General features: G+C 61.1%; 21 protein-coding genes. 16 read left to right on the top strand and 5 right to left on the bottom strand.

Annotation, left to right across the window (positions count from 1 at the left end):
• The 4 genes from IGW03_RS20780 to IGW03_RS20765 all read left to right on the top strand — a co-directional run.
• A partial coding sequence (locus tag IGW03_RS20780) for a tripartite tricarboxylate transporter permease (RefSeq protein ID WP_194724442.1) occupies positions 1-323 on the top strand: 323 nt, incomplete at its 5' end.
• A 197-nt stretch (positions 324-520) separates the two neighbouring features.
• Complete coding sequence (locus tag IGW03_RS20775; RefSeq protein WP_194724441.1) at positions 521-1,021, top strand: methylated-DNA--[protein]-cysteine S-methyltransferase; 501 nt, start codon at positions 521-523, stop codon at positions 1,019-1,021.
• Positions 1,018-1,923: a site-specific tyrosine recombinase XerD gene (gene xerD / locus IGW03_RS20770; protein ID WP_194724440.1), complete on the top strand. Its 906-nt coding sequence runs from the start codon at positions 1,018-1,020 to the stop codon at positions 1,921-1,923. Before IGW03_RS20775 ends, xerD begins: the two co-directional genes overlap by 4 nt.
• Before the next feature lie 266 nt (positions 1,924-2,189).
• Positions 2,190-2,669 carry a BON domain-containing protein gene (locus tag IGW03_RS20765; protein WP_194724439.1) on the top strand — a complete coding sequence of 160 codons (480 nt, stop codon included), beginning with the start codon at positions 2,190-2,192 and terminating at the stop codon, positions 2,667-2,669.
• 51 nt (positions 2,670-2,720) lie between these two features.
• On the opposite strand, the gene IGW03_RS20760 is transcribed toward IGW03_RS20765, so the two are convergent.
• Together IGW03_RS20760 and IGW03_RS20755 are read right to left on the bottom strand one after the other, a co-directional pair.
• Positions 2,721-3,290, bottom strand: coding sequence for a phasin family protein (locus IGW03_RS20760; protein ID WP_194724438.1), 570 nt, complete (start codon positions 3,288-3,290; stop codon positions 2,721-2,723).
• A 146-nt stretch (positions 3,291-3,436) separates the two neighbouring features.
• Positions 3,437-3,592: a hypothetical protein gene (locus IGW03_RS20755; protein WP_194724437.1), complete on the bottom strand. Its 156-nt coding sequence runs from the start codon at positions 3,590-3,592 to the stop codon at positions 3,437-3,439.
• A 166-nt stretch (positions 3,593-3,758) separates the two neighbouring features.
• On the opposite strand from IGW03_RS20755, the gene ybaK reads away from it, so the two are divergent.
• The 3 genes from ybaK (at position 3,759) to IGW03_RS20740 (ending at position 5,923) form a co-directional block, all read left to right on the top strand.
• A complete protein-coding gene (ybaK, locus tag IGW03_RS20750) occupies positions 3,759-4,250 on the top strand; it encodes a Cys-tRNA(Pro) deacylase (RefSeq protein ID WP_194724436.1) in 492 nt (163 codons plus the stop codon).
• A gap of 118 nt (positions 4,251-4,368) precedes the next feature.
• The gene (plsY, locus tag IGW03_RS20745; protein ID WP_194724435.1) at positions 4,369-4,974 is read left to right on the top strand and encodes a glycerol-3-phosphate 1-O-acyltransferase PlsY; all 606 of its coding nucleotides are present in this window, start codon (positions 4,369-4,371) and stop codon (positions 4,972-4,974) included.
• Positions 4,975-5,230: 256 nt separating this feature from the next.
• The gene (locus IGW03_RS20740; RefSeq protein WP_194724434.1) at positions 5,231-5,923 is read left to right on the top strand and encodes an MgtC/SapB family protein; all 693 of its coding nucleotides are present in this window, start codon (positions 5,231-5,233) and stop codon (positions 5,921-5,923) included.
• Positions 5,924-5,952: 29 nt separating this feature from the next.
• Here IGW03_RS20740 and tsaD read toward each other — a convergent pair whose 3' ends face one another.
• Positions 5,953-6,981, bottom strand: coding sequence for a tRNA (adenosine(37)-N6)-threonylcarbamoyltransferase complex transferase subunit TsaD (gene tsaD / locus IGW03_RS20735; RefSeq protein ID WP_194724445.1), 1,029 nt, complete (start codon positions 6,979-6,981; stop codon positions 5,953-5,955).
• 162 nt (positions 6,982-7,143) lie between these two features.
• Here tsaD and IGW03_RS20730 point away from each other — a divergent pair, with 162 nt between their 5' ends.
• The 4 genes from IGW03_RS20730 to IGW03_RS20715 all read left to right on the top strand — a co-directional run bounded on the left by IGW03_RS20730 (position 7,144) and on the right by IGW03_RS20715 (position 11,129).
• On the top strand, positions 7,144-7,767 hold the full coding sequence (locus tag IGW03_RS20730) for an ANTAR domain-containing response regulator (protein WP_194724433.1): 624 nt from the start codon (positions 7,144-7,146) through the stop codon (positions 7,765-7,767).
• 297 nt (positions 7,768-8,064) lie between these two features.
• Positions 8,065-9,315: a CmpA/NrtA family ABC transporter substrate-binding protein gene (locus IGW03_RS20725; protein WP_194724432.1), complete on the top strand. Its 1,251-nt coding sequence runs from the start codon at positions 8,065-8,067 to the stop codon at positions 9,313-9,315.
• A 21-nt stretch (positions 9,316-9,336) separates the two neighbouring features.
• Positions 9,337-10,251, top strand: coding sequence for a nitrate ABC transporter permease (gene ntrB, locus IGW03_RS20720; protein ID WP_194724431.1), 915 nt, complete (start codon positions 9,337-9,339; stop codon positions 10,249-10,251).
• A 62-nt stretch (positions 10,252-10,313) separates the two neighbouring features.
• Entirely contained in the window at positions 10,314-11,129 is an 816-nt protein-coding gene (locus tag IGW03_RS20715; RefSeq protein ID WP_194724430.1) for an ABC transporter ATP-binding protein, read from the top strand.
• Positions 11,130-11,195: 66 nt separating this feature from the next.
• Here the strand turns inward: IGW03_RS20715 and IGW03_RS20710 are convergent, their stop codons facing one another.
• Positions 11,196-12,899, bottom strand: coding sequence for a bifunctional protein-serine/threonine kinase/phosphatase (locus IGW03_RS20710; RefSeq protein ID WP_194724429.1), 1,704 nt, complete (start codon positions 12,897-12,899; stop codon positions 11,196-11,198).
• Between the two features lie 377 nt (positions 12,900-13,276).
• Here IGW03_RS20710 and IGW03_RS20705 point away from each other — a divergent pair, with 377 nt between their 5' ends.
• Entirely contained in the window at positions 13,277-13,777 is a 501-nt protein-coding gene (locus IGW03_RS20705; protein WP_228535849.1) for a hypothetical protein, read from the top strand.
• A 9-nt stretch (positions 13,778-13,786) separates the two neighbouring features.
• A complete protein-coding gene (locus IGW03_RS20700) occupies positions 13,787-14,080 on the top strand; it encodes a hypothetical protein (protein ID WP_194724428.1) in 294 nt (97 codons plus the stop codon).
• A gap of 64 nt (positions 14,081-14,144) precedes the next feature.
• Here IGW03_RS20700 and IGW03_RS20695 read toward each other — a convergent pair whose 3' ends face one another.
• A complete protein-coding gene (locus IGW03_RS20695; RefSeq protein WP_194724427.1) occupies positions 14,145-15,359 on the bottom strand; it encodes a nitrate/nitrite transporter in 1,215 nt (404 codons plus the stop codon).
• A gap of 273 nt (positions 15,360-15,632) precedes the next feature.
• On the opposite strand from IGW03_RS20695, the gene nirB reads away from it, so the two are divergent.
• From nirB to IGW03_RS20680, 3 genes are all read left to right on the top strand, one after another.
• Positions 15,633-18,074, top strand: coding sequence for a nitrite reductase large subunit NirB (gene nirB, locus IGW03_RS20690; protein WP_194724426.1), 2,442 nt, complete (start codon positions 15,633-15,635; stop codon positions 18,072-18,074).
• Positions 18,075-18,140: 66 nt separating this feature from the next.
• A complete protein-coding gene (nirD, locus tag IGW03_RS20685) occupies positions 18,141-18,494 on the top strand; it encodes a nitrite reductase small subunit NirD (protein ID WP_194724425.1) in 354 nt (117 codons plus the stop codon).
• A complete protein-coding gene (locus tag IGW03_RS20680) occupies positions 18,491-21,337 on the top strand; it encodes a nitrate reductase (RefSeq protein ID WP_194724424.1) in 2,847 nt (948 codons plus the stop codon). The genes nirD and IGW03_RS20680 overlap by 4 nt, the downstream gene beginning before the upstream one ends.
• Positions 21,338-21,544: the final 207 nt, after the last annotated feature.

Here is a 21,544-nt window from a genome sequence, read left to right as displayed (position 1 = left end):
CGGGCATCCTGGTGTTCTGCGCCATCGGCGTGTTCAGCCTGAACAACTCCGAGTTCGATGTCTACATGATGGCGCTGTTCGGTCTGTTCGGCTACATCTGCAACAAGCTGGAAATGGAAGCCGCGCCAATGCTGCTGGGCTTCATCATCGGCCCGATGATGGAAGAGTACCTGCGCCGTGCGCTGCTGCTGTCGCGCAGCGATCCGATGGTCTTCCTGCAGCGTCCGATCAGCGCGACCATGCTGGTGGTGTCGGCACTGGCCCTGGCGGTGGTGCTGCTGCCGTCGCTGCGCAAGAAGCGGGAAGAAGCGTTCGAGGAGTAAGCGCGAACCAGGAGAGTACAGCCGGGAACAGGGGGAAGGCCGGACACGGCCTTCCCTGCAACAAGACCGGAGAGACCGGCGCATTTCGCAAGGAATGCGCCGGTTTTTTTTGCAGCAAGGCGACGGCAGGCGCTGAAATACGGCGCGTCCTGCGCCGGAGGCTTCGAAAGAAGGCGGCTTTGATTTATCCTAACGGCATGAATGCACCGCAAAGACATCCGCAGTTTTCCGCCATCGTCGAAGCGCCCTGGGGCTGTATCGGCATCCGGACCGAGGCCGGTCTGGTGCGGGAGCTCGTCTACCTGCCCCCCAGCTTCGACGAACAGGCGCCGGCCGACCCGCTCTCCGAACAGGTGGCCCGGCAAGCCGAGCAATACCTGCGGGATCCAGACTTCCGTTTCGATCTCGCATTGGCCCCGGTGGGAACGGAGTTCCAGCGCAGGGTGTGGGGCGTGATTTCCGCCATTCCCCGCGGCGAGGTGCTGACCTATGGCCAGGTGGCCAAGCTCATCCGGTCCGCGCCGCGCGCGGTTGGGCAGGCCTGCGGAGCCAACTGGTTTCCGCTGGTGGTGCCTTGCCACCGGGTGACGGCCTCAGGCGGCCTGGGCGGCTTTTCCAACCACGACGATGAAACCGGCTTCCATCTGGGCGTCAAGCGCTGGCTGCTGGCGCATGAGGGCATCAAGGCGTATCAATGAGCGATCTGCGGGCGAACAATCAAACCGCCATCGATGAATTCTGCGACACGCTCTGGCTGGAGGACGGTTTGTCCAGGAACACGCTCGATGCCTATCGGCGCGACATGTCGCTGTTCAGCGCATGGCTGGAAAGCCAGCACGGCAAGCTGCTGTACGCGGTGCAGGCGGAAGACATCAATGCGTATTTCGCGGCGCGCCATGCCGATACCAAGGCAACGTCGGCCAACCGGCGGCTTGCGGTGCTCAAGCGGTTTTACCAGATGGCGCTGCGGCAGAGCCGGATTCATGTCGATCCCTGCCTGAAACTGAAATCGGCGAAGCAGCCGCCGCGCACGCCCAAGGTATTGTCGGAAGCGCAGGTGGAGGCCCTGCTTGCTGCGCCGGACGTCAACACGCCATTGGGCCTGCGTGACCGCACCATGCTGGAATTGATGTATGCCAGCGGCTTGCGCGTGTCCGAACTGGTCCTGCTCAAGACCATGGAGCTCGGCATGAACGAGGGCGTGCTGCGCGTTACCGGCAAGGGCGCCAAAACGCGCCTGGTGCCTTTCGGCGACGAGGCGCGCTCATGGATAGAGCGCTACCTGAAGGAGGGGCGGCCGGCAATCCTGAACGGACAGGCGGATGACGCCCTCTTCGTCACCGGACGCGGAGCAGCGATGACCCGCCAGATGTTCTGGATCCTCATCAAGAAGCATGCGCTGAAAGCCGAGATCAATGCGCCGCTTTCGCCGCACACCCTGAGGCACGCTTTTGCAACGCACCTGCTTAATCATGGTGCGGACCTGCGTGTCGTCCAGCTGCTGCTGGGGCATGCCGATATCTCGACCACGCAAATCTATACGCATGTGGCGCGCGAACGTCTGAAGAAGCTGCATGCTGAACATCATCCGCGCGGCTGAACACCCCGGGATTACCCTCTGACCCGCTCGAAAACCACAATTGGGCGGGCAAAACCTTGCTGTCCGTCAATTTGCCATGGAATGCGGATTGCTACAGTGAATCCACTGGGCTTTTTCGGGGCATCGATCATGGAAACCTTTCGGACACTCTCCTATATTGTGTTGGTGGTGGCTACCTTTGCGGCGACATACATGGTGTCGCATCTTTAACATTGCCGTTCAGCTCAAACCGATTTCGCGGCCTCCGCCTGTTCGTCATTGCCTGCATGGCGGGCACTGCGGGGCTTACCGTACTGCCTGCCAAGGCAGAGGACGGCGCGCGCCTGCAGAACTGGTTCAAAGATCCCTTCCTTCGCATGTCGAATGACATCCCCGGGTGTCCGCAAGCGCGCGGGCCCTACATGACCGAAGCCGAGCGAAACGCCGAAGCGCATTCCCGCATCGAGCGCGGCACCAGCTGCTGGATGGCGGGGACCTGCACCGAACCGAATGCCTACCGTTACGACGCACCGATTGCCGCGGCAATCGGCAGCCGGGAGGACAAGGACGTCTTTCGCGGCAGCAGCCTCTGGCTGACCGTGCAGCGCCGATTCGTGCGGGTGGAAGGCTGTGTCGCCAGCCAGGGGCAGGCCGAAGCGATCGAACGCTGGCTGAGCAGGACGCCCGATGTCGAACGCATCATCGTCCAGGTGATGCAGGGCAGCGGAGGCAAGCCGCCGTACCGGACGATGGAAGCAGCAAAATGAAAAAGGGCCGCAGATTGCGGCCCTTCTTGATGAGTCTGAAACCTTCGCAGATTACTTGCGTGCGCGGCCGGCAGCGGCGGTCTTTTCCACGGCCTGCGAGAACTGGGAAACGGCTGTGTTCACATTGGCTTCGATGGCTTCGACGGCTTGCTTGGTGCTCTTGCTGAACTGCTCGTAGCCGGCGTTGGCGGTGCCGATGGCGTTCTTGAACAGGGCGACCACATTTTCCGAACCGGCCGGCGCGTTCTTCGACACGTCGTCGACCAGCGCCGATACCTTGCGGCCGGTTTCGGCGATCTGCTCTTCAGTGATGCGTGCGAATTCAGCCTGAGTGGCAGTCGCGATGCCTGCCAGATGGCGGCCGTAAGCGATGGCCTTGGCAGCAGCCGGCTGCGCCTGGGCGGCGGTCAGGGAGAAGAATTCCTGCGGATCCTTGACCGTCAGAAGCTGCTTGGCGGTGATCGAAGAATCTTCGAGCGAAGCCTTGGCGACATTCAGATTCAGGTCGACGATTTTTTCGACGCTGTCGAAAGCCTTGCCGGTGAGTGTGGTGAAAAGCGCGAGTTGCGCCTCGAAATTGGCCTTGGCTGCGGTGGAAAACTGTTCCGGAACGGTAAACATGGTGAACTCCTTGGTGAGATGGTGTATCAGCTTGACAATACGTCTTCACGTTTATTGTGCACTGCAATAAAGCGCATTCTAAAGAACGAATCGAGCATGTCAAGCACTATTTTGTGCGATGCACAAAAAAGCGTTTCTGCAATGAATCATTCTTTCCTGAAAACATTTTTTCCTTGATATTCAAGCCCTGCCGGCAATCTTTGTTCTGTGGCGGCAACATTGCCGGACCCAGTTTTACCATGTGTGCGGCAATGCAGCAAAATCACCTTGGAATCAAACAGTGAACAGTTGATGTCGATCAATTGGCCGGCTGGTCTCGAGTGAGACGGATTCATGCCTGGCTGGCGAACACGGCTTCCCTGGCGAAGAACGTATGGGAGTCGTCCGATGCATATACGAGGGCTTGGCAGGCTGCACCGCAAAGCAGCCTGTTGCTGCATAATGTGCTCCGCATTTTAATTACCCGCCATGGCAAAAAAAGAACACATTTCCGAAACCCCCGCGACGCAATTCCTGCGCCGCCAGGGCATCGCCTTTTCCGAACATCCCTATACCTACGAAGAGCATGGCGGCACGACGGTGTCGGCGCGCGAGCTGGGGGTCGACGAGCACCACGTCGTCAAGACCCTCATCATGCAGGACGAGGCGGCCAAGCCGCTGGTGGTGCTGATGCACGGGGACCGCAAGGTATCGACCAAGAACCTTGCGCGCCAGATCGGATGCAAGTCGGTCGAGCCCTGCAAGCCCGAGGTGGCGAACCGGCATTCCGGTTATCTCATCGGCGGCACTTCGCCATTCGGCACCCGGAAGGCAATGCCGGTCTACGTGGAAGAGAGCATTCTTGCGCTCGACAAGATCTACATCAACGGCGGCCGGCGCGGCTATCTCGTCGGCATCGACCCGAAGATCCTGCCTGCCGTGCTCAACGCCAAGGGCGTCAGCTGCGCACTGGAAGAATAAACTTGAAGGCTTTTGCCGTATCCCGCATGCGGCGGCAAGGCGCTGGTGCATGGCGTGCCGTTCCGTACCGGACAGGCGACCGGCCGGCCGGAGCCAACTGATCTAAAAAGGATATTGAATGAATACCGTATTGTTTGTCGTCGCTGCCTACCTGATCGGGTCGGTGTCGTTCGCCGTGGTCTGCAGCAAGCTGTTCGGGCTTGCCGATCCGCGCACCTACGGCTCGAAGAACCCGGGTGCGACCAATGTTCTGCGCAGCGGCAACAAGGCCGCCGCGGCACTGACGTTGCTGGGCGACGGCTTCAAGGGCACGCTGGCCGTGTGGCTGGCCCAATGGCTGGGGCCGCGTTACGGCGTCGGCGATACCGGCATCGCGCTCGCCGGGCTGGCCGCCTTCATCGGCCATCTGTGGCCGGTGTTCTCCCGTTTCGTCGGCGGCAAGGGCGTCGCCACGCTGCTGGGCGTCCTGATCGGCATCAACGGCTGGCTCGGCCTCGCCACCATCGTCACCTGGCTGGTGATCGCCTATGCATTCCGCTATTCGTCGCTTGCCGCGCTGGTGGCCAGCGTCTTCGCGCCTTTCTACTACGCTCTGCTGTTCGGCCTGCGGCCGGCGCTGCTCGCCATCGCCGTGATGAGCGGCCTGCTCATCTATCGGCACCGCCAGAACATTGCCAATCTGCTGGCGGGCAAGGAAAGCAAGATCGGCAGCAAGAAGACATAGCAACTCTACGCAATTGAAAAGGAAAGCCTTTTTACAGTCAGCTAATGCGATTGCGTTCCCCTCTCCCGCCTGCGGGAGAGGGGGATTCATTCCGTATGCAGAAGGGCATTGTGCTTTCTGCTTAGCAGTCCTCGCCAAGCCGGCGGCTGGCAGGAATACCGGGCCATGAAGCTCCGTGTTCCTGCCAGCCGTGATTGCTTTAGGTCTAACGCTTTTTGCCGAAGTGATTTATGCTGGGAAAAAAGGGAGAACTGGCATGGATGACGACTATGCTGCAATTGCGATTCATCTCGGCGCGGCGCTGGTAGCGGGAGGCATCATCGGCCTGGAGCGCAGCTTTCATGGCCGGCCGGCGGGATTCCGTACCCATACGCTGGTGTGCCTGGCTTCCAGCCTGCTGATGCTGGTGACCCTGTACCAGACACGCTGGCTGCCCGGCATCCCGATCGAAACCGTGCGCACCGATCCCACCCGCATGGCCCAGGGCATCATGACCGGCATCGGCTTCCTCGGCGCCGGCGTCATCTTCAAGGAAGGCTTGAGCGTGCGCGGCCTGACCACCGCCGCCTCGATCTGGATGACCGCGGCCATCGGCGTCCTGATCGGCATCGGCTTTTATTACCCCGCCGTTCTTGCAACCCTGCTGACACTCGGCACGCTCTCGGTGTTTCGCCGCATCGAAGCCCGCATGCCTTCGCAATCGTATGCCCATCATTCGATGCGCTTCGACCGCCACGATACGGCATCCGAAAAGGAAATTCGCGACCTGCTGCACAGCTACGGTTTCACGATTGCCAACATGAGCTACCGCGTGGGGGAGGACGGCGTGTCCTTCGAATACCGGATGGTGATCCGGACGACCGACCTTGGCAATGCCGCAAGACTGGCAGATTACCTGCGCGGCTGGGACCGGCTGCGCAGCTTTCAGCTGTCGCCCACAGGAGACTGATTGGCCTCTCGAAGGGAGGCGTCGCCCTCTCAGATCACCCGCAGCTCATCCAGCGGCCAGCGCGGCCGCACATTGAATGCATAGTCGCGCTTGGCGGCGTCGGGATTGATCTGCAGGCGCATCGCACCGGCGAAGGCGATCATCGCACCGTTATCGGTGCAGAATTCCAGTTCCGGATAAAACACCTTGAAGCGCTTTTTTTCCGCCGACGCATTCAGCGCTTCGCGCAGCTGCCGGTTGGCGCCGACGCCGCCGGCGATCACCAGCCGCTTGAGGCCGGTCTGCTTGAGCGCCGCCAGGCATTTGGCCACCAGCACTTCCACGATCGCATCGACGAAGGCGCGCGCGATATGGGCCTTGTCCTGTTCGCAGATGTTGGTTGACTGATTTTTAACCAGCGTCAGCACCGCGGTCTTGAGGCCGGAGAAGCTGAAGTTCAGATCCTTGGAATGCAGCATCGGCCGCGGCAGCTTGTGGACGCCCGAATCGCCGAATTCCGCCAGGCGCGAAATCGCCGGACCGCCCGGATAGCCCAAGCCCAGAAGCTTGGCCGACTTGTCGAAAGCTTCACCGGCCGCATCGTCCAGCGTTTCGCCCAGCAGCGTGTACTGGCCGACGCCGTCGACCCGCATGAGCTGCGTATGGCCGCCCGATATCAACAAGGCAATGAAGGGAAAGTCCGGCCGCTCGCCGGCCAGCAGCGGCGACAGCAGGTGGCCCTCGAGATGGTGCACGCCGAGCACAGGCTTGTCCATCGCGAGGCCGAGGCCGCAGGCAATCGAGGCGCCGACCAGCAGCGCGCCGGCCAGTCCCGGCCCCTGGGTGTAGGCGATGGCGTCGATCGCATCGCGCGAGACGCCGGCCTTGCCCATCACCTGTTCGAGCAGCGGGATGGCGCGGCGGATATGGTCGCGCGAGGCGAGTTCCGGCACCACGCCGCCGTACTCTTCATGCATGGCGACTTGCGAGTGAAGCGCATGCGCCAGCAGGCCGCGTTGCGTGTCATACAACGCAAGGCCGGTTTCATCACAGGAGGATTCGACGCCGAGAACGATCATGGGAAAAATGGAAGATGGCAAGCTTCTTGCAAAGCTCAAGTGCAAAGCTCTATTTTAAAGGAACTCCAAAGAAGGATTCCGCTACACACAACCATGACTGAACTGAAACAATGAGACAGGCAGGAATGGAAGTCCACCGAGGGAACTCCACTTGAGGTACACATGACCGATTCCAAACAACTGAAGATCGTCGTAATCAATTCCCTGGTCGTGCCCGAAGGAGCAGACCATGCGGCGCAGGTCCAGGCCGAGCGGGCGCGGGCGCTGCGCATCGGCCTGCTGGAAGGCGGCTACAACATCCTGGCCGCGCTGCCGCCGGATGCCGATCTTGAAGACCAGATCGCGCAGCTGCAGCCGGATGTCATCATCGTCGACGAACAGTCCGATGCCGCGCTGAAGAAGGTGGTGGCCGCCACCGCGAATGACAGGCGCCCCATCGTCTGCTTCACCGAAGACAAGGACAAGGACAAGATGCACGCGGCCATCGAGGCAGGCGTCTCCGCCTACGTGGTCGCAGGCCTCTCGGCGGAGCGGGTCAAGACCGTGCTCGACGTGGCGCTGGCCCGCTTCGAGGTCGACCAGAAGCTGCGGCACGAGCTCTCCGAGACCAAGCTCAAGCTGGCCGAGCGCAAGCTGATCGAACGCGCCAAGGGCCTGCTGATGGAAAGGCATCACTGCACCGAGGACGATGCCTATCGCAAGCTGCGCCGGCTGGCCATGGACAAGAATCTCAAGCTGTCCGAAGTGGCGCAGCGGATGATCGATGTGGCCGACCTGCTCCTTTAAGAGCCGGTCAAGTCCGGTGCGCACCGCCCCGTTTTAAGGCGGCGCACAAACAGGGTGCGCAAAATGCGCTGTTCGAAATCAATTTGAGGAATTAAGCACCAGCAAGGGTTGGCACAGGGATTGCAAACAATCCTGGCGTGCCAAGGCTGGCACAACGAACAGTAACGTGTCGCGACCAACGGTGGCCGCGGCATTTTGGACAAAGGCGTCCGAGGCAAGATGAGCTAGCGCTCATGCTGCCCGGACGCCTTTTCTTTTTGCCGGTTTCAAATCAATGCATGAGGACATGAGGAAATCATGACAAAAAAAGAAAGCAGTACCAATTTGACCCGTCGCAGCATCATCAAGGCGGGCGCAGCAGTCACAGCCGGCGCATTCGGTGGATTGGCCACGCAAGGCGCATGGGCTGCCGGTTCCGACAAGCCGGAAAAAGAAGAGGTCAAGATCGGCTTCATTCCGCTGACCGATTGCGCATCCGTTGTGATGGCATCCGTGCTCGGCTTCGACAAGAAATACGGCATCAAGATCACCCCGACCAAGGAGGCTTCCTGGGCAGGCGTGCGCGACAAGCTCGTCAACGGCGAACTCGACGCCGCGCATGTGCTGTACGGCCTGATCTACGGCGTTCACCTTGGCGTCAGCGGCCCGAAGAAGGACATGGCCATGCTGATGACGCTCAATAACAACGGCCAGGCCATCACGCTGTCGAAGAAGCTCTCCGACAAGGGCGCTGTCGACGGTCCTTCGCTGGCCAAGCTGATGCAGACCGACAAGCGCGAATACACGTTCGCACAGACCTTCCCGACCGGCACCCATGCGATGTGGCTGTATTACTGGCTCGCCAGCTACGGCATCAACCCGATGAAGGATGCGAAGATCATTACCGTCCCGCCGCCGCAGATGGTGGCCAATATGCGGGTCGGCAACATGGACGGCTACTGCGTCGGCGAGCCCTGGGGCCACCGCGCGATTGCCGACGGCATCGGCATCACCGGCGTTACCACGCAGGACATCTGGAAAGATCATCCGGAGAAGGTGCTCGGCACCACTGCCGACTTCGTCAAGAAATATCCGAATACCGCGCGGGCGATGACCGCCGCCGTGCTCGAGGCCAGCAAGTGGATCGACGCCGGCCTCACCAACAAGAACAAGATGGCCGAGACCATCGCCGACAAGTCGTATGTGAACACCTCGGTCGACGTGATCAACCAGCGCATCCTCGGCCGCTACCAGAACGGACTGGGCAAGACCTGGGACGACCCGAACTACATGAAGTTCTACAACGACGGCGCGGTGAATTTCCCCTACCTGTCGGACGGCATGTGGTTCCTCACCCAGCACAAGCGCTGGGGCCTGCTCAAGGAAGATGTCGACTATCTGGCGGTCGCCAAACAGATCAACCAGATCGATCTCTACAAGGATGCGGCCGGCATGGCCAAGGCGAGCGTACCGAAAGATCCGATGCGCAGTTCCAAGCTGATCGACGGCACCGTCTGGGATGGCAAGAATCCCAAGGCTTACGCCGATTCCTTCAAGATCAAGGCCTAATTCACCGTACCGGAGAACATCATGAGCGCAGTCATGAACAACATCGCACTCAACAAGCCGGCCGAGCCGGTTTCGGAGTCCGCGACAATGAAAGCCGATGCCGGGGAACATGCCGCCGCGCGCAAGCGTGCGGCACCGAAGGCAGGCAGAAAATTTTCGGTCAAGCCCTTCTTCGCCGCCGTCGTGCCGCCGCTTTTCGGTCTCGCGGTGCTGGTGCTGATCTGGGAAATCGTCGCCGCGAAGAACAGCGGCTTTCCGTCGCCGATGGTCACCTTCCAGGAAGCGATCAAGGTGTTCTCCGATCCCTTCTATCAAAAGGGACCGAACGACCAGGGCATAGGCTGGAACCTGCTGCTGTCGCTGCAGCGCGTAGCCACCGGCTTTGGCCTGGCCGCACTGGTTGGCATTCCGCTCGGCTTCATGATCGGCCGATTCAAGTTCCTGGGCGGCATGTTCAATCCCATCGTCAGCCTGCTCAAGCCGGTATCGCCGCTGGCCTGGCTGCCGATCGGACTGCTGGTGTTCAAGGCCGCCAACCCGGCCGCGATCTGGGCCATCTTCATCTGCTCGATCTGGCCAATGATCATCAACACCGCCGTCGGCGTGCAGCGCGTGCCGCAGGACTACATGAACGTGGCCAAGGTGCTCAACCTGTCGGAGTGGAAGATCGTCACCAAGATCCTGTTTCCCTCGGTGCTGCCCTACATGCTGACCGGCGTGCGCCTCGCGATCGGCACCGCCTGGCTGGTGATCGTTGCGGCGGAAATGCTGACCGGCGGCGTGGGCATCGGCTTTTGGGTCTGGGATGAGTGGAACAACCTCAACGTGCCGCACATCATCATCGCCATCGTCGTCATCGGCGTGGTCGGCCTGCTGCTCGAACAGGCGCTGGTGGCCTTGGCGAAAGCCTTCACCTACGAAGAAGTGCGCAGCTGAACGGCAACCCAACACAGCGCTCCTCCTGTTTGCATCAGGCAGGAGGGGCCAAGGAGAACATTATGGAAAACACCAGCAAATTCATCGAGATCCAGAACGCGGAAATGGTCTTTCACACAAAGAAAGGCAAGTTCCATGCGCTGCGCGACATCAACCTGACCGTGAAGAAGGGCGAATTCATCACGCTCATCGGCCACTCCGGCTGCGGCAAGTCGACGCTGCTCAACCTGATCGCCGGCCTGCTCAAGGCCAGCGACGGCACGCTGCTCTGCGCCAACCGGGAAATCGCAGGACCGGCACCGGAACGCGCAGTCGTGTTCCAGAATCATTCGCTGCTGCCCTGGCTGACCTGTTACGAGAATGTCTATCTTGCGGTCGAGCGCGTGTTCGGCGCCGCTGAAAGCAAGGCCAAACTCAAGGAGCGGACCAAAGCCGCGCTGGCGCTGGTCGGCCTGACCCATGCGGAACAGAAGCGGCCCAACGAAATCTCCGGCGGCATGAAGCAGCGCGTCGGCATTGCGCGCGCGCTGTCGATGGAGCCCAAGGTATTGCTGATGGACGAGCCCTTCGGCGCGCTCGATGCGCTCACCCGCGCGCATCTGCAGGACGAGCTGCTGAAGATCGTCGCCAAGACGCAATCCACCGTCGTGATGGTCACGCATGATGTGGATGAAGCCGTGCTGCTGTCGGACCGCATCGTGATGATGACCAATGGCCCCGCCGCCACCATCGGCGACATCGTCAACGTACGCCTGCAGCGTCCGCGCGACCGCGTTGCGCTGGCCCATGATCCGCTCTACATCGAATACCGCAGCGCGGTGCTGGAATTCCTGTACCACCGGCAGTCGCACCCGGCGGCGGAGAAGGAAGCGGCATAAGCTTCTGGATTAGCTTATGCGGAAAGATAACGGCGACGGCTTCGGTCTTCGCCGTTTTTTCTGGCATCAACGCATGACCAGCAGATAAAGCAGCAGCAGGTTGAGCACGATGGAAATCGCCGCCACTGCGCGCCAAAGGCCTGCAGGATCGCGCTTGGCCAGCGGCGTGACCGTTTTCACCGGCACCGGATTGCTGGCGCCGCGTTCCAATGCAAGCAAGAATTCTTCGGCGGTCTCGTACCGGTCCGACGGATCGCGCGCCACCGCCTTGAGCAGCACGCTGTCCAGCCAGGCCGGCACATCGGGCCGATAGCGGCCGGGCGGCGCCGGTTCGCCGAAGCGCGGGCGCTGGAAGGGCTCGATTTCGCCGTAGGGATAATGCCGGGTCAGCATGAAGTACAGCGTCACCCCCGCCGCGTATACATCGGTCTGCCGTGACGGCGGCGCATTGTCGAACTGCTCAGGCGCGAGAAAGGACGGAGTGCCTGCCTGCGGCGCCTGTATGCCGTCATCCTTCTCCAGGCCCGACAGCGCAACGCCGAGATCGAGCACCCGCAGTTCGCCGTCGGCGCCGAGATGCACATTGCCCGGCTTGATGTCGCGGTGGATGATGCTGCGCCGGTGCAATGCGCCGATCGCACGCACCAGCTTCTCTCCGTGCGCCACCACTTCCGGCGCGGTGAAGTGCGTGCCGGCGTCGAGCATCTGCTGCAGCGTCGCGCCTTCATGCCAGGTGCTCAGGTAATACAGATAGTTCTTTTGCTCCGGCACGATGACCTGCGGGAAGAAGCGCGCAACAACGCGCTTGGCCAGCCATTCCTCATGCGCGAAGGCCGAGCGTTCCTGTGCATCATTGGCGCGGTCCGGATGCAGGGTCTTGAGCACCAGCTGCCGCTGCGACTTAGGCTCGCGCACGCGGTAGAGCAGGGTGGCTTGCGAGGCATGAATGATGTCCTCGACTTCATAACCGTCGATGGCTTGTCCCGGCTTGAGCTTCGGCGGCAGGGGCAGCTGCTGCGACCCCGACAGCGCATCGCGCAGGTTCGCCTCGGGAAGCGAGGCAACCTTCAGCACCAGCGCGCTGCAGTTGTCTGAAGAGCCGGCGGCCAGCGCCGCATCGACGAGCGCAGAGGCCGCGGCATGCGGATCCGACTGGTCCATCGCAACGGCCGACAGCGCGTGCGTGATGTCGTATTCGCTCATCCAGCCCCAGACGCCGTCGGAAGCCAGCAGGAACACGTCGCGCTCGCGCAATTCGCCCATGCCGTGATCGATGGCAATGCGCGAATCGAGGCCGATCGCGCGGGTGAGCACATGCTGCATCTCTGGCCGGTCCCAGACATGATCGGTGGTCAGCCGCGTCAGCGCGCCGCCGCGCAGCAGGTACAGGCGGGTGTCGCCCACATGAGCAAAGTAATAATAGGTTCCTCGCAGCACCACCGCGGTCAGCGTGGTCGCCATGCCGGCCAGCTCGCGCCGTATCGATCCCTGGTGCTGCACCCAGCTGTTAATGGCCTTGATCACCTTGTCCATCGCCTGCGTGACGGGCCAGGTGTCGGGCGTTGCGTAGTAGTCGGCCAGCAGGCCGCGCACCGTGTACTCGGAGGCTTCCCGTCCGCCCGCGTTGCCGGAGACGCCGTCGGCGACGGCGGCCACCAGGCCCTTGGTCGACAGGTCGGGTTCGGCGGGCGTGACCATGCCGACGAAATCTTCGTTGCGTTCGCGCACGCCGGTCTGACTGGCATGACCGGCGCTGATTGAAAGTGGCATAGAGCTCCATCTGAAAACGGCGGGCGGCGCGGTTCTGCGCATTCCAATTAACTCATATCGGTTTCTTAAATAGAACCAACAGAACCAACAGAGTCGTCGTTACGAATATTATTGAAAAATAAACAACAGAATGATATTTTTGCAACTTTTAGGTTCGGGCGACTTTGCGTCCTATTTTTAACGTTTCATTCGATGAAAGGAAAACCATATGCCAAGCATTGTCTGCAAAGAGTCGAACGGGTCCCCGGTCTGGAGTACCGCGAATTTTGCGGTCTGGAAGGGAGTCCCGGGGGGTTCTTGGCGGCGGCAAGGCATATATTCAGCAGTTCAAGACTGCATGGGTCAGACATAACCGGGACACGATAAAACTGAACGCAATGAACCAAAGATTCCCTCCCGAGCTCCTTGCCGGAGTATGTTGGATTGAGGTCGGGGGCGATCCTAACTTTGTGGATGCTTGGGCATTCATGATTCGATCGATTGCTGCGTCTTTTGCGAGAGAGACCGGAAGTACGGGAATTGCCAAGCATCCGAACAAGACCTCGTTCGGTGCTGTAAGCATTCAGTTGCTTGCGGCCGCAGAAACCCTAGGCTTGAACGCTGCTGACTTATCGAACAGTGAGCTTCGACAACTCGCGTTTTGCCTGCAGAACGATGTCTACAATATCGAAATTTGCGCTCGTCACCTGCGTCAGCTGATCGATCACGACGGGTTGCAGAAACATCCTCCCAATCTCACAATGGACCAGATCAGAATTGTCGGAGCACGTTATAACCGCGGTACCAGGCCATCACTTGAATCGATAAGGAAGAATACAAGTTATGGCGACTTCATTGTCAGGTCGTGGTCTTCGCTATCTGCGATGCTGAATCAGTAAGGACGGCGAATGAAGCTCATCATGAAAGGCATAGCCCATGTCTTGTTCGTTCTAGGTTTGGGAATCTTCTATATTCTGCCCCGCAATAAATATGACTGGATGCAGACGATAGATCCGGCAACCGCCAGTTTGCCGGTAGACCAATCTGCTGACACCCGGCTTATCTTTACCGCGACAGTCCTTCTGGTGATGGTGCTTGCGCAAGGCCTGCTGATTGTGAAGACATCGAAGAAAAACGAAAAAATGATGTCTCTTCTGCTGATCTTCATCGCGGTAACGATCTGGTACTTGAAATACTTGTAAGTTCCAAGCGCGGCTTCGATGCGGCCATCCATTGTCATCAACAGATGGCCGCGCATGGAAGCTTCTAGATTTTCGCCGTAGTCATCGCAGCGCTGCCCCAGGTGGTGCGCCAGCGTGTCTTCACGAAGCTGAGGCCGACCAGCGCGGTGACCGCAAGCGCCGCGAAGATGGTGAGGCCGAGCTGGTAGCTGCCGGTCACCTGCTTTGAATAACCGAGGCTGGATGCAAGATAGAAGCCGCCCACGCCGCCGGCCATGCCGACCAGGCCGGTCATGACGCCGATCTCCTTGCGGAAGCGCTGCGGCACCAGCTGGAACACCGCGCCGTTGCCGGTGCCGAGCGCCAGCATCGCCATCACGAACACGGCCAGCGCGCCCATATACGACTGCAGGCCCAGGCTGGCGATGAACAGGAACAGGCCGGCCAGCACATACATGATCGACAGCGTCTTGATGCCGCCGATGCGGTCGGCGATGATGCCGCCCAGCGGACGCACCAGCGAACCGGCAAACACGCAGGCGGCGGTGAAGTAGCCCGCTGTGACCGGCGACAGGCCGTACTGTCCGTTGAAGTAGATCGTCAGCGAAGAAGCCAGGCCCGAGAAGCCGCCGAAGGTGACGCTGTAGAAGAACATGAACCACCATGCATCCTTGTCCTTGAGCACATGCAGGTATTCGGTCAGCGACTTGGGCGGCGGCGAGGAGGGCGCATCCTTGGCGAAGATCAGGTAGACCGCAAGCGCCACGCCCAGCGGAATCAGGCACAGGCCGAACACGTTCTGCCAGCCGAAGGCAATCGCAAGCGAGGGCGCGAACAAGGCGGCGAATGCGGTGCCCGAATTGCCGGCGCCGGCAATGCCCAGCGCGGTGCCCTGGTGCTCCGGCGGATACCAGCGTGAGGCCAGCGGCAGGGCCACCGCGAAGGCCGCGCCGGCGACGCCGAGCAGCACGCCCAAGGTCAGCATGTGGTTATAGCTCGACAGGCTGCCGAGCCAGGCCCATGTGAGGCCCGCGATGACGATGAGCTGGCCGATGGCGCCGGCCTTCTTGGGCTTGAGATGATCGACCAGCACGCCCATGACGATGCGCAGCAGCGCGCCGGCCAGCAGGGGCGTGGCCACCATCAATCCTTTCTGCGCGGGAGTCAGGCCGAGGTCTTTCGAGATCTGCACGGCGAGCGGGCCGAGCAGCACCCAGACCATGAAGCTGAGATCGAAATAGAAAAATGAAGCGAGCAGGGTAGGCGTGTGTCCCGCCTTCCAAAACGACGTTGTTTTCACGATGCTCCTTTGCACCAGAGGTTGAGAGGCTGGCCTGCACTATGCAAGCGGCATGCCACTGCTTTTGTGCACGATGCCGGCCTTGAATGAGGCGATTCATGCTGCGATCGGGTGCGTCGCTGCTCTCAATTCTTTGTGCTGCACTGCGGCAGTGCAAAACCATGGTCGTTGCAGTGCGTTTTTCCGCGTATTCGATTGGCATGCCTCCTGCTTATTGATGGCCATTGTTTATCTTTGGGCTTCAATGGCGAGGCCGCACGAGAAGGAGCTTTGATGAAGAAGCTGAAGTTAGTGATGGTGGGGAATGGCATGGCCGGCGTACGCACGCTCGAAGAGCTGCTGAAGATTGCGCCCGACGTGTACGACATGACCGTCTTCGGTGCCGAACCCCATGCCAACTACAACCGCATCCTGCTATCGCCGGTGCTCGCCGGGGAACAGACCATCCAGGACATCATGCTCAACGATGTCGACTGGTATGAGCAGAACGACATCACGCTTCATCTCAACAAGAAGATCGTCAAGATAGACCGCGTCAAACGGCAGGTCATCGCCGAGGACGGCACGGTAGCGGAGTACGACCGCCTGCTGCTGGCTACCGGCTCCAATCCCTTCGTTCTTCCGGTGCCGGGCAAGGATCTCGAAGGCGTGATCTCCTACCGCGACATCCAGGACACCAATGCGATGATCGAAGCCGCGCGGCATCACACGCATGCGGTGGTCATCGGCGGCGGCCTGCTCGGCCTCGAAGCGGCGAACGGCCTCAAGCTGCGCGGCATGAGCGTGACGGTCGTGCACCTGCCGAACTGGCTGATGGAACGCCAGCTCGACCCGGTCGCGGGCAAGATGCTGCAGAAGTCGCTGGAAGACCGCGGCCTGTCCTTCCTGCTCGAAAAGAACACCAAGGAAATCGTCGGCGACGAGAACGGCCGCGTGAAGGCGATCCGTTTCACCGACGGACTCGAAGTGCCTGCCCAGCTGGTCGTGATGGCAGTCGGCATCCGCCCGAACACGACGCTGGCCGAGTCCGCCGGTCTGTATTGCAACCGCGGCATCGTGGTCAACGACACCATGCAGACCTACGACCCGCGCATCTATGCGGTCGGCGAATGCGTGAACCACCGCGGCACCGCCTACGGTCTAGTTGCGCCGCTGTTCGAGATGGCGAAGGTCTGCGCCAACCATCTGGCCAACTTCGGCATCGGCCGCTACGAGGGCTCGGTCACGTCCACCAAGCTCAAGGTCACCGGCATCGACCTGTTCTCCGCCGGCGAATTCATGGGCGGCGAAGGCACCGAGGAAATCGTGCTCTCCGATCCCATCGGCGGCGTTTACAAAAAACTGGTCATCAAGAATGACAAGCTGGTCGGCGCCTGCCTCTACGGCGACACCGTCGACGGCTCCTGGTATTTCAGCCTTCTGCGCGAGGGCAGGGACATCGGCGAAATCCGCGATACGCTGATGTTCGGCGAATCCAACACCGGCCGCCCCGGCGATGTTGGCCATGAAGGCTTCACCAAGGCCGCCGCCATGCCCGACACCGCCGAAGTCTGCGGCTGCAACGGTGTATGCAAGGGCACGATCGTCAAGGCCATCAAGGAAAAGGGGCTGTTCACGCTGGAGGACGTGCGCAAGCACACCAAGGCCTCTGCATCCTGCGGGTCCTGCACCGGCCTGGTCGAACAGATCATCATGTTCACCGCCGGCGGCGATTATTCGACCGCAGCCAAGGTCAAGCCGATGTGCGGCTGCACCGACCGCACTCACCAGGAAGTGCGCGATGCGATCAAGGTCAACAAGCTGCTGACGATCGCCGAGGCGATGCATTTCCTCGAGTGGCGCACGCCGAACGGCTGCGCGAGCTGCCGGCCCGCATTGAACTATTACCTGATTTCGACCTGGCCGCATGAAGCGAAAGACGATCCGCAATCGCGCTACATCAACGAGCGTGCGCATGCCAACATCCAGAAGGACGGCACCTATTCCGTCATCCCCCGCATGTGGGGCGGCGAGACCACGGCATCCGACCTGCGCCGCATCGCCGACGTGGTCGACAAGTACAGCATCCCTACTGTGAAGGTCACCGGCGGCCAGCGCATCGACCTGCTGGGCGTGAAGAAGGAAGACCTGCAGAACGTGTGGAAGGACCTCGACATGCCCTGCGGCCATGCTTATGCCAAGGCGCTGCGCACGGTGAAGACCTGCGTCGGCTCCGAATGGTGCCGCTTCGGTACTCAGGATTCCACGCTGATGGGCCAGCAGCTCGAACGCGCGCTGTGGAAGATGTATGCGCCGCACAAGGTCAAGATCGCCGTCTCCGGCTGCCCGCGCAACTGCGCAGAATCCGGCATCAAGGACGTGGGCGTGATCGGCGTCGATTCGGGCTGGGAAATCTATGTCGGCGGCAACGGCGGCATCAAGACCGAAGTCGCGCATTTCTTCGTCAAGCTCAAGACGCACGAGGAAGTGCTCGAGTATTCCGGCGCCTTCCTGCAGCTGTACCGCGAAGAGGGCTGGTATCTCGAACGCACCGTGCATTACATCGCCCGCGTCGGCCTCGAACATGTGAAGCAGAAGGTGCTGGAAGATGCGGAGAACCGCAAGGCGCTTTATGAAAGGCTGCTGTTCTCGCTGGAAGGCGAACCCGATCCCTGGCATGAGCAGGACAAGGCCCAGGTCGATGCGCGGCAGTTCATTCCGCTCACGGTTTCATAGTCCGACAGTTCTATCATCCGAACCAACAGCACTTTCCAAGTCATCCAAGCAATCATAAGGAACTCCATGTCGCAACAATGGAAAGCCGTCTGCAACGTCGCAGACATCCCCGTGCTCGGCGCACGGGTGGTCAATCGGGCAGCGAAGCCGGATGTGGCCATTTTCCGCAACAGCGAAGACAAGATTTTTGCACTGCTTGACCGCTGCCCCCACCGCGGTGGCCCGCTGTCGCAGGGCATCGTGTTCGGCGAACGCGTCGCCTGCCCGCTGCACAACTGGAACATCCAGCTCGATTCCGGCTGCGCCGCCGAGCCGGATGAAGGCTGCACGCCGAAGTTCAGCGTCAAGGTGGAAGACGGCAAGGTCTTCCTCGACCTGAACGAACTGCAAACGCTGGCAATAGAAATCGAGGCGGCATGAATGACATACTCGGCGCCGTCCTGCCTGCTGATCTGAACAAGCCGGATACCAAACCTGCCGCTGGCGCGCGGACGGAAACCAGGGCGACCTGCTGCTATTGCGGCGTCGGTTGCGGCGTCATCGTGGAAAGCGACGGCAAGCAAGTGACCGGCGTGCGCGGCGACCCCGATCATCCGGCCAACTTCGGCCGCCTCTGCACCAAGGGCAGCACCCTGCACCTGACCGCCAATCCGGTCCTGCAGCAGCAGGTGCGCGCGCTGCAGCCGGAGATGCGCATCAAGCGCGAAGCGCCGCGCGAGCGCGCTTCCTGGGACGCGACCCTGGATTATCTTGCCGAGCGTGTGCATGACACCGTGCGCCGGCATGGTCCCGACAGCATCGGCTTTTATATCTCGGGACAGCTGCTGACCGAAGACTATTACGTCTTCAACAAGCTGGCCAAGGGTCTGATCGGCACCAACAACATCGATACCAATTCCCGCCTGTGCATGTCGAGCGCGGTGGCCGGCTACAAGCAGACGCTGGGCGCAGACGCACCGCCGGCCTGCTACGAAGATCTCGAGCAGGCGCAGCTGCTGTTCATCGTCGGCTCCAACACCGCGTATGCGCATCCCATTCTCTACCGCCGCATCGAGGAAGCGCGCAGGAAGAATTCCGCGCTCAAGATGATTGTCGCCGATCCGCGCCGCACCGACACCGCACGCGACGCCGATCTGTTCCTGCCCATCCTGCCCGGCACCGATGTCGCCCTGTTCAACGGCATGCTGCATATCTGCCTGTGGGAAAACCTGATCGATGCCGAGTACATCGATGCGCATACCGAGGGCTTCGCGGAGCTCAAGAGCATCGTCCGCGATTACACGCCCAAGTATGTGGCCGAGACCTGCGGCATCAGCGAAGAGGATCTGCTCACGGCGGCACGGTGGTTCGGCCAGTCGAAGGCGGCGCTGTCGCTGTATTGCCAGGGCTTGAACCAGTCGGCTTCCGGCACTGCGAAGAATGCGGCGCTGATCAACCTGCATCTGGCCACGCATCAGATCGGCAAGCCGGGAGCGGGGCCGTTCTCGCTGACCGGGCAGCCCAATGCCATGGGCGGACGCGAAGTGGGCGGCATGGCCAACCTGCTGTCCGCGCACCGCGACCTGGCCAATTCCGAGCACCGCGCCGAGGTGGCACGCCTGTGGGGTATCGATGATGTTCCCGCCAAGCCCGGCAAGACCGCGGTGGAAATGTTCGAAGCGGTGCGCAAGGGCGACATCAAGATACTGTGGATCGCCTGCACCAATCCCGCCCAGTCCATGCCCGAGCAGGCGCTGATTCGCGAAGCGCTCAAGCATGCCGAACTCGTCGTCGTGCAAGAAGCCTACAAGACCACGGCCACCGCCGACTATGCGGACGTGCTGTTGCCGGCCACCACATGGAGCGAGAAGGAAGGCACGGTCACCAATTCCGAGCGGCGCATTACCCGCTTCAAGCCGGTGCTGCCCAAGCCGGGCGAAGCCAGGCACGACTGGGAAATGGTGGTTGATTTTGCCCGCAGGCTGGAGGCATACATGGGCAGGACGCGCAGCCTGTTTCCGTATGCGGGCGTCGAGCAGATCTGGAACGAGCACCGCGAATCCACGCGCGGGCGCGACCTTGATATCACCGGTCTGTCCTACCGCATTCTGGAAGAGCAGGGGCCGCAGCAATGGCCTTTCCCGGAAGGCGAGTCGCAGGGCAGGAAGCGCCTGTATGAAGACGGCATCTTTCCGACTGCGAGCGGCAGGGCTCGTTTCGTGCCGACGGTCTACCAGCCGGTGGCGGAAAAGGTCGATGCGCGCTATCCGTTCGGTCTCACCACCGGCCGCCTGCGCGACCAGTGGCACGGCATGAGCCGCACCGGCACCGTGGCGCAACTGTTTTCCCATGCCTCCGAACCTGCAGTGCTGATGTCGCGGCATGACATGGACCGGCGCATGATCGGCAACGGCGACCTGGTTCACGTAACCAGCCGGCGCGGCTCGCAGATCCTGCCGGCACTGGCGAGCGAAGACATCCGCGGCGGCCAAGCTTTCATCGGCATGCACTGGGGCGAGGAGTATGTATCGGGACGCGGCAACGACGGCAGCGGCACCCATGGCGTGAACGCCCTGACCGTGCCTGCCTACTGCCCTAGTTCCAAGCAGCCTGAACTCAAGCATGCGGCGGTCAAGATTCTGAAGGCCGAACTGCCGTGGCGCTTTCTGGTATTCGGCTGGATCGATGCTTCCCAGGCGCTGGCCCTGCAGGCGAGTTTGCGTCCGTTGATGCGCAGCTTCGCCTATGCTTCCTGCACGCTGTTCGGCCGCGACAAGATTGGCGTGCTGTTCCGCGCCGCGGATGACTATCCGGCGGGAGCCGAGCTGATCAGGGATGTCGAGACCCGCTTCGGCATCTCCGGCGCCGAGGTGCTGCGCTATGACGATGCCAAGCGCGGCACGTCCCGGCGCATCCGCTTGCAGGAAGGCAAGCTGGCGGCGGTGTCGCTTGCTGGTGACACTTCTGCCGAGCACTGGCTCAAGGAGTATCTGGAGGGCGAGCAGCCGGTCGCTACCCTTGGCCGCCTGCTGCTGATGCCGTCGGCGAAGGCGCCGCAGGGATTCAAGGCGCGCGGCCGCATTGTGTGCAACTGCTTCAATGTTGCGGAAAGCGAAATTGATGAAGCGCTGGCGAAGCAGGATTGGGTCAACGAGGGTACGCCGGAGGCGGTGCTTGCTTCATTGCAGGGCAAGCTCAAGTGCGGAACGAATTGCGGGTCTTGTGTGCCGGAGTTGAAGAAGATAATTCTGGTGAAGGGTCCAGCGGGGAAGGTTGCGGCGTAGAGGGACATACATTCCCTCCCCTTCAAGGGGAGGGTTAGGGTGGGGATGGGTTGTTTTAGCATGAAGAAATGTCCTTTCATCGGGATCGAACCCCATCCCCACCCCAGCCCTCCCCTTCAAGGGGAGGGAGTACGGAGGATATTCCACCTTAAGAAGAGCCGTGGTAAACCTCCCATCTTCGCACCCGCCTGCACTTCGTAGTACCCT

It is taken from the genome of Noviherbaspirillum malthae (assembly GCF_015352985.1).
GTDB classification, from domain to species: domain Bacteria; phylum Pseudomonadota; class Gammaproteobacteria; order Burkholderiales; family Burkholderiaceae_D; genus Noviherbaspirillum; species Noviherbaspirillum malthae.
The sequence above is the reverse complement of the archived record's forward strand: the minus strand, read 5'-3'. Positions and strand labels throughout refer to the sequence as shown.

Bases quoted from the DNA above. Each gene is read 5' to 3' on its own strand.
- nirB (WP_194724426.1), top strand. From the start codon at position 15,633: ATGAAGAAGCTGAAGTTAGTGATGGTGGGGAATGGCATGGCCGGCGTA.
- IGW03_RS20775 (WP_194724441.1), top strand. From the start codon at position 521: ATGAATGCACCGCAAAGACATCCGCAGTTTTCCGCCATCGTCGAAGCG.
- ybaK (WP_194724436.1), top strand. From the start codon at position 3,759: ATGGCAAAAAAAGAACACATTTCCGAAACCCCCGCGACGCAATTCCTG.
- IGW03_RS20710 (WP_194724429.1), bottom strand. From the start codon at position 12,899: ATGCCACTTTCAATCAGCGCCGGTCATGCCAGTCAGACCGGCGTGCGC.
- IGW03_RS20705 (WP_228535849.1), top strand. From the start codon at position 13,277: ATGAACCAAAGATTCCCTCCCGAGCTCCTTGCCGGAGTATGTTGGATT.
- IGW03_RS20725 (WP_194724432.1), top strand. From the start codon at position 8,065: ATGACAAAAAAAGAAAGCAGTACCAATTTGACCCGTCGCAGCATCATC.
- IGW03_RS20760 (WP_194724438.1), bottom strand. From the start codon at position 3,290: ATGTTTACCGTTCCGGAACAGTTTTCCACCGCAGCCAAGGCCAATTTC.
- IGW03_RS20680 (WP_194724424.1), top strand. From the start codon at position 18,491: ATGAATGACATACTCGGCGCCGTCCTGCCTGCTGATCTGAACAAGCCG.
- IGW03_RS20740 (WP_194724434.1), top strand. From the start codon at position 5,231: ATGGATGACGACTATGCTGCAATTGCGATTCATCTCGGCGCGGCGCTG.
- IGW03_RS20765 (WP_194724439.1), top strand. From the start codon at position 2,190: ATGGCGGGCACTGCGGGGCTTACCGTACTGCCTGCCAAGGCAGAGGAC.
- plsY (WP_194724435.1), top strand. From the start codon at position 4,369: ATGAATACCGTATTGTTTGTCGTCGCTGCCTACCTGATCGGGTCGGTG.
- IGW03_RS20700 (WP_194724428.1), top strand. From the start codon at position 13,787: ATGAAGCTCATCATGAAAGGCATAGCCCATGTCTTGTTCGTTCTAGGT.
- xerD (WP_194724440.1), top strand. From the start codon at position 1,018: ATGAGCGATCTGCGGGCGAACAATCAAACCGCCATCGATGAATTCTGC.
- IGW03_RS20730 (WP_194724433.1), top strand. From the start codon at position 7,144: ATGACCGATTCCAAACAACTGAAGATCGTCGTAATCAATTCCCTGGTC.
- tsaD (WP_194724445.1), bottom strand. From the start codon at position 6,981: ATGATCGTTCTCGGCGTCGAATCCTCCTGTGATGAAACCGGCCTTGCG.
- ntrB (WP_194724431.1), top strand. From the start codon at position 9,337: ATGAGCGCAGTCATGAACAACATCGCACTCAACAAGCCGGCCGAGCCG.
- IGW03_RS20715 (WP_194724430.1), top strand. From the start codon at position 10,314: ATGGAAAACACCAGCAAATTCATCGAGATCCAGAACGCGGAAATGGTC.
- nirD (WP_194724425.1), top strand. From the start codon at position 18,141: ATGTCGCAACAATGGAAAGCCGTCTGCAACGTCGCAGACATCCCCGTG.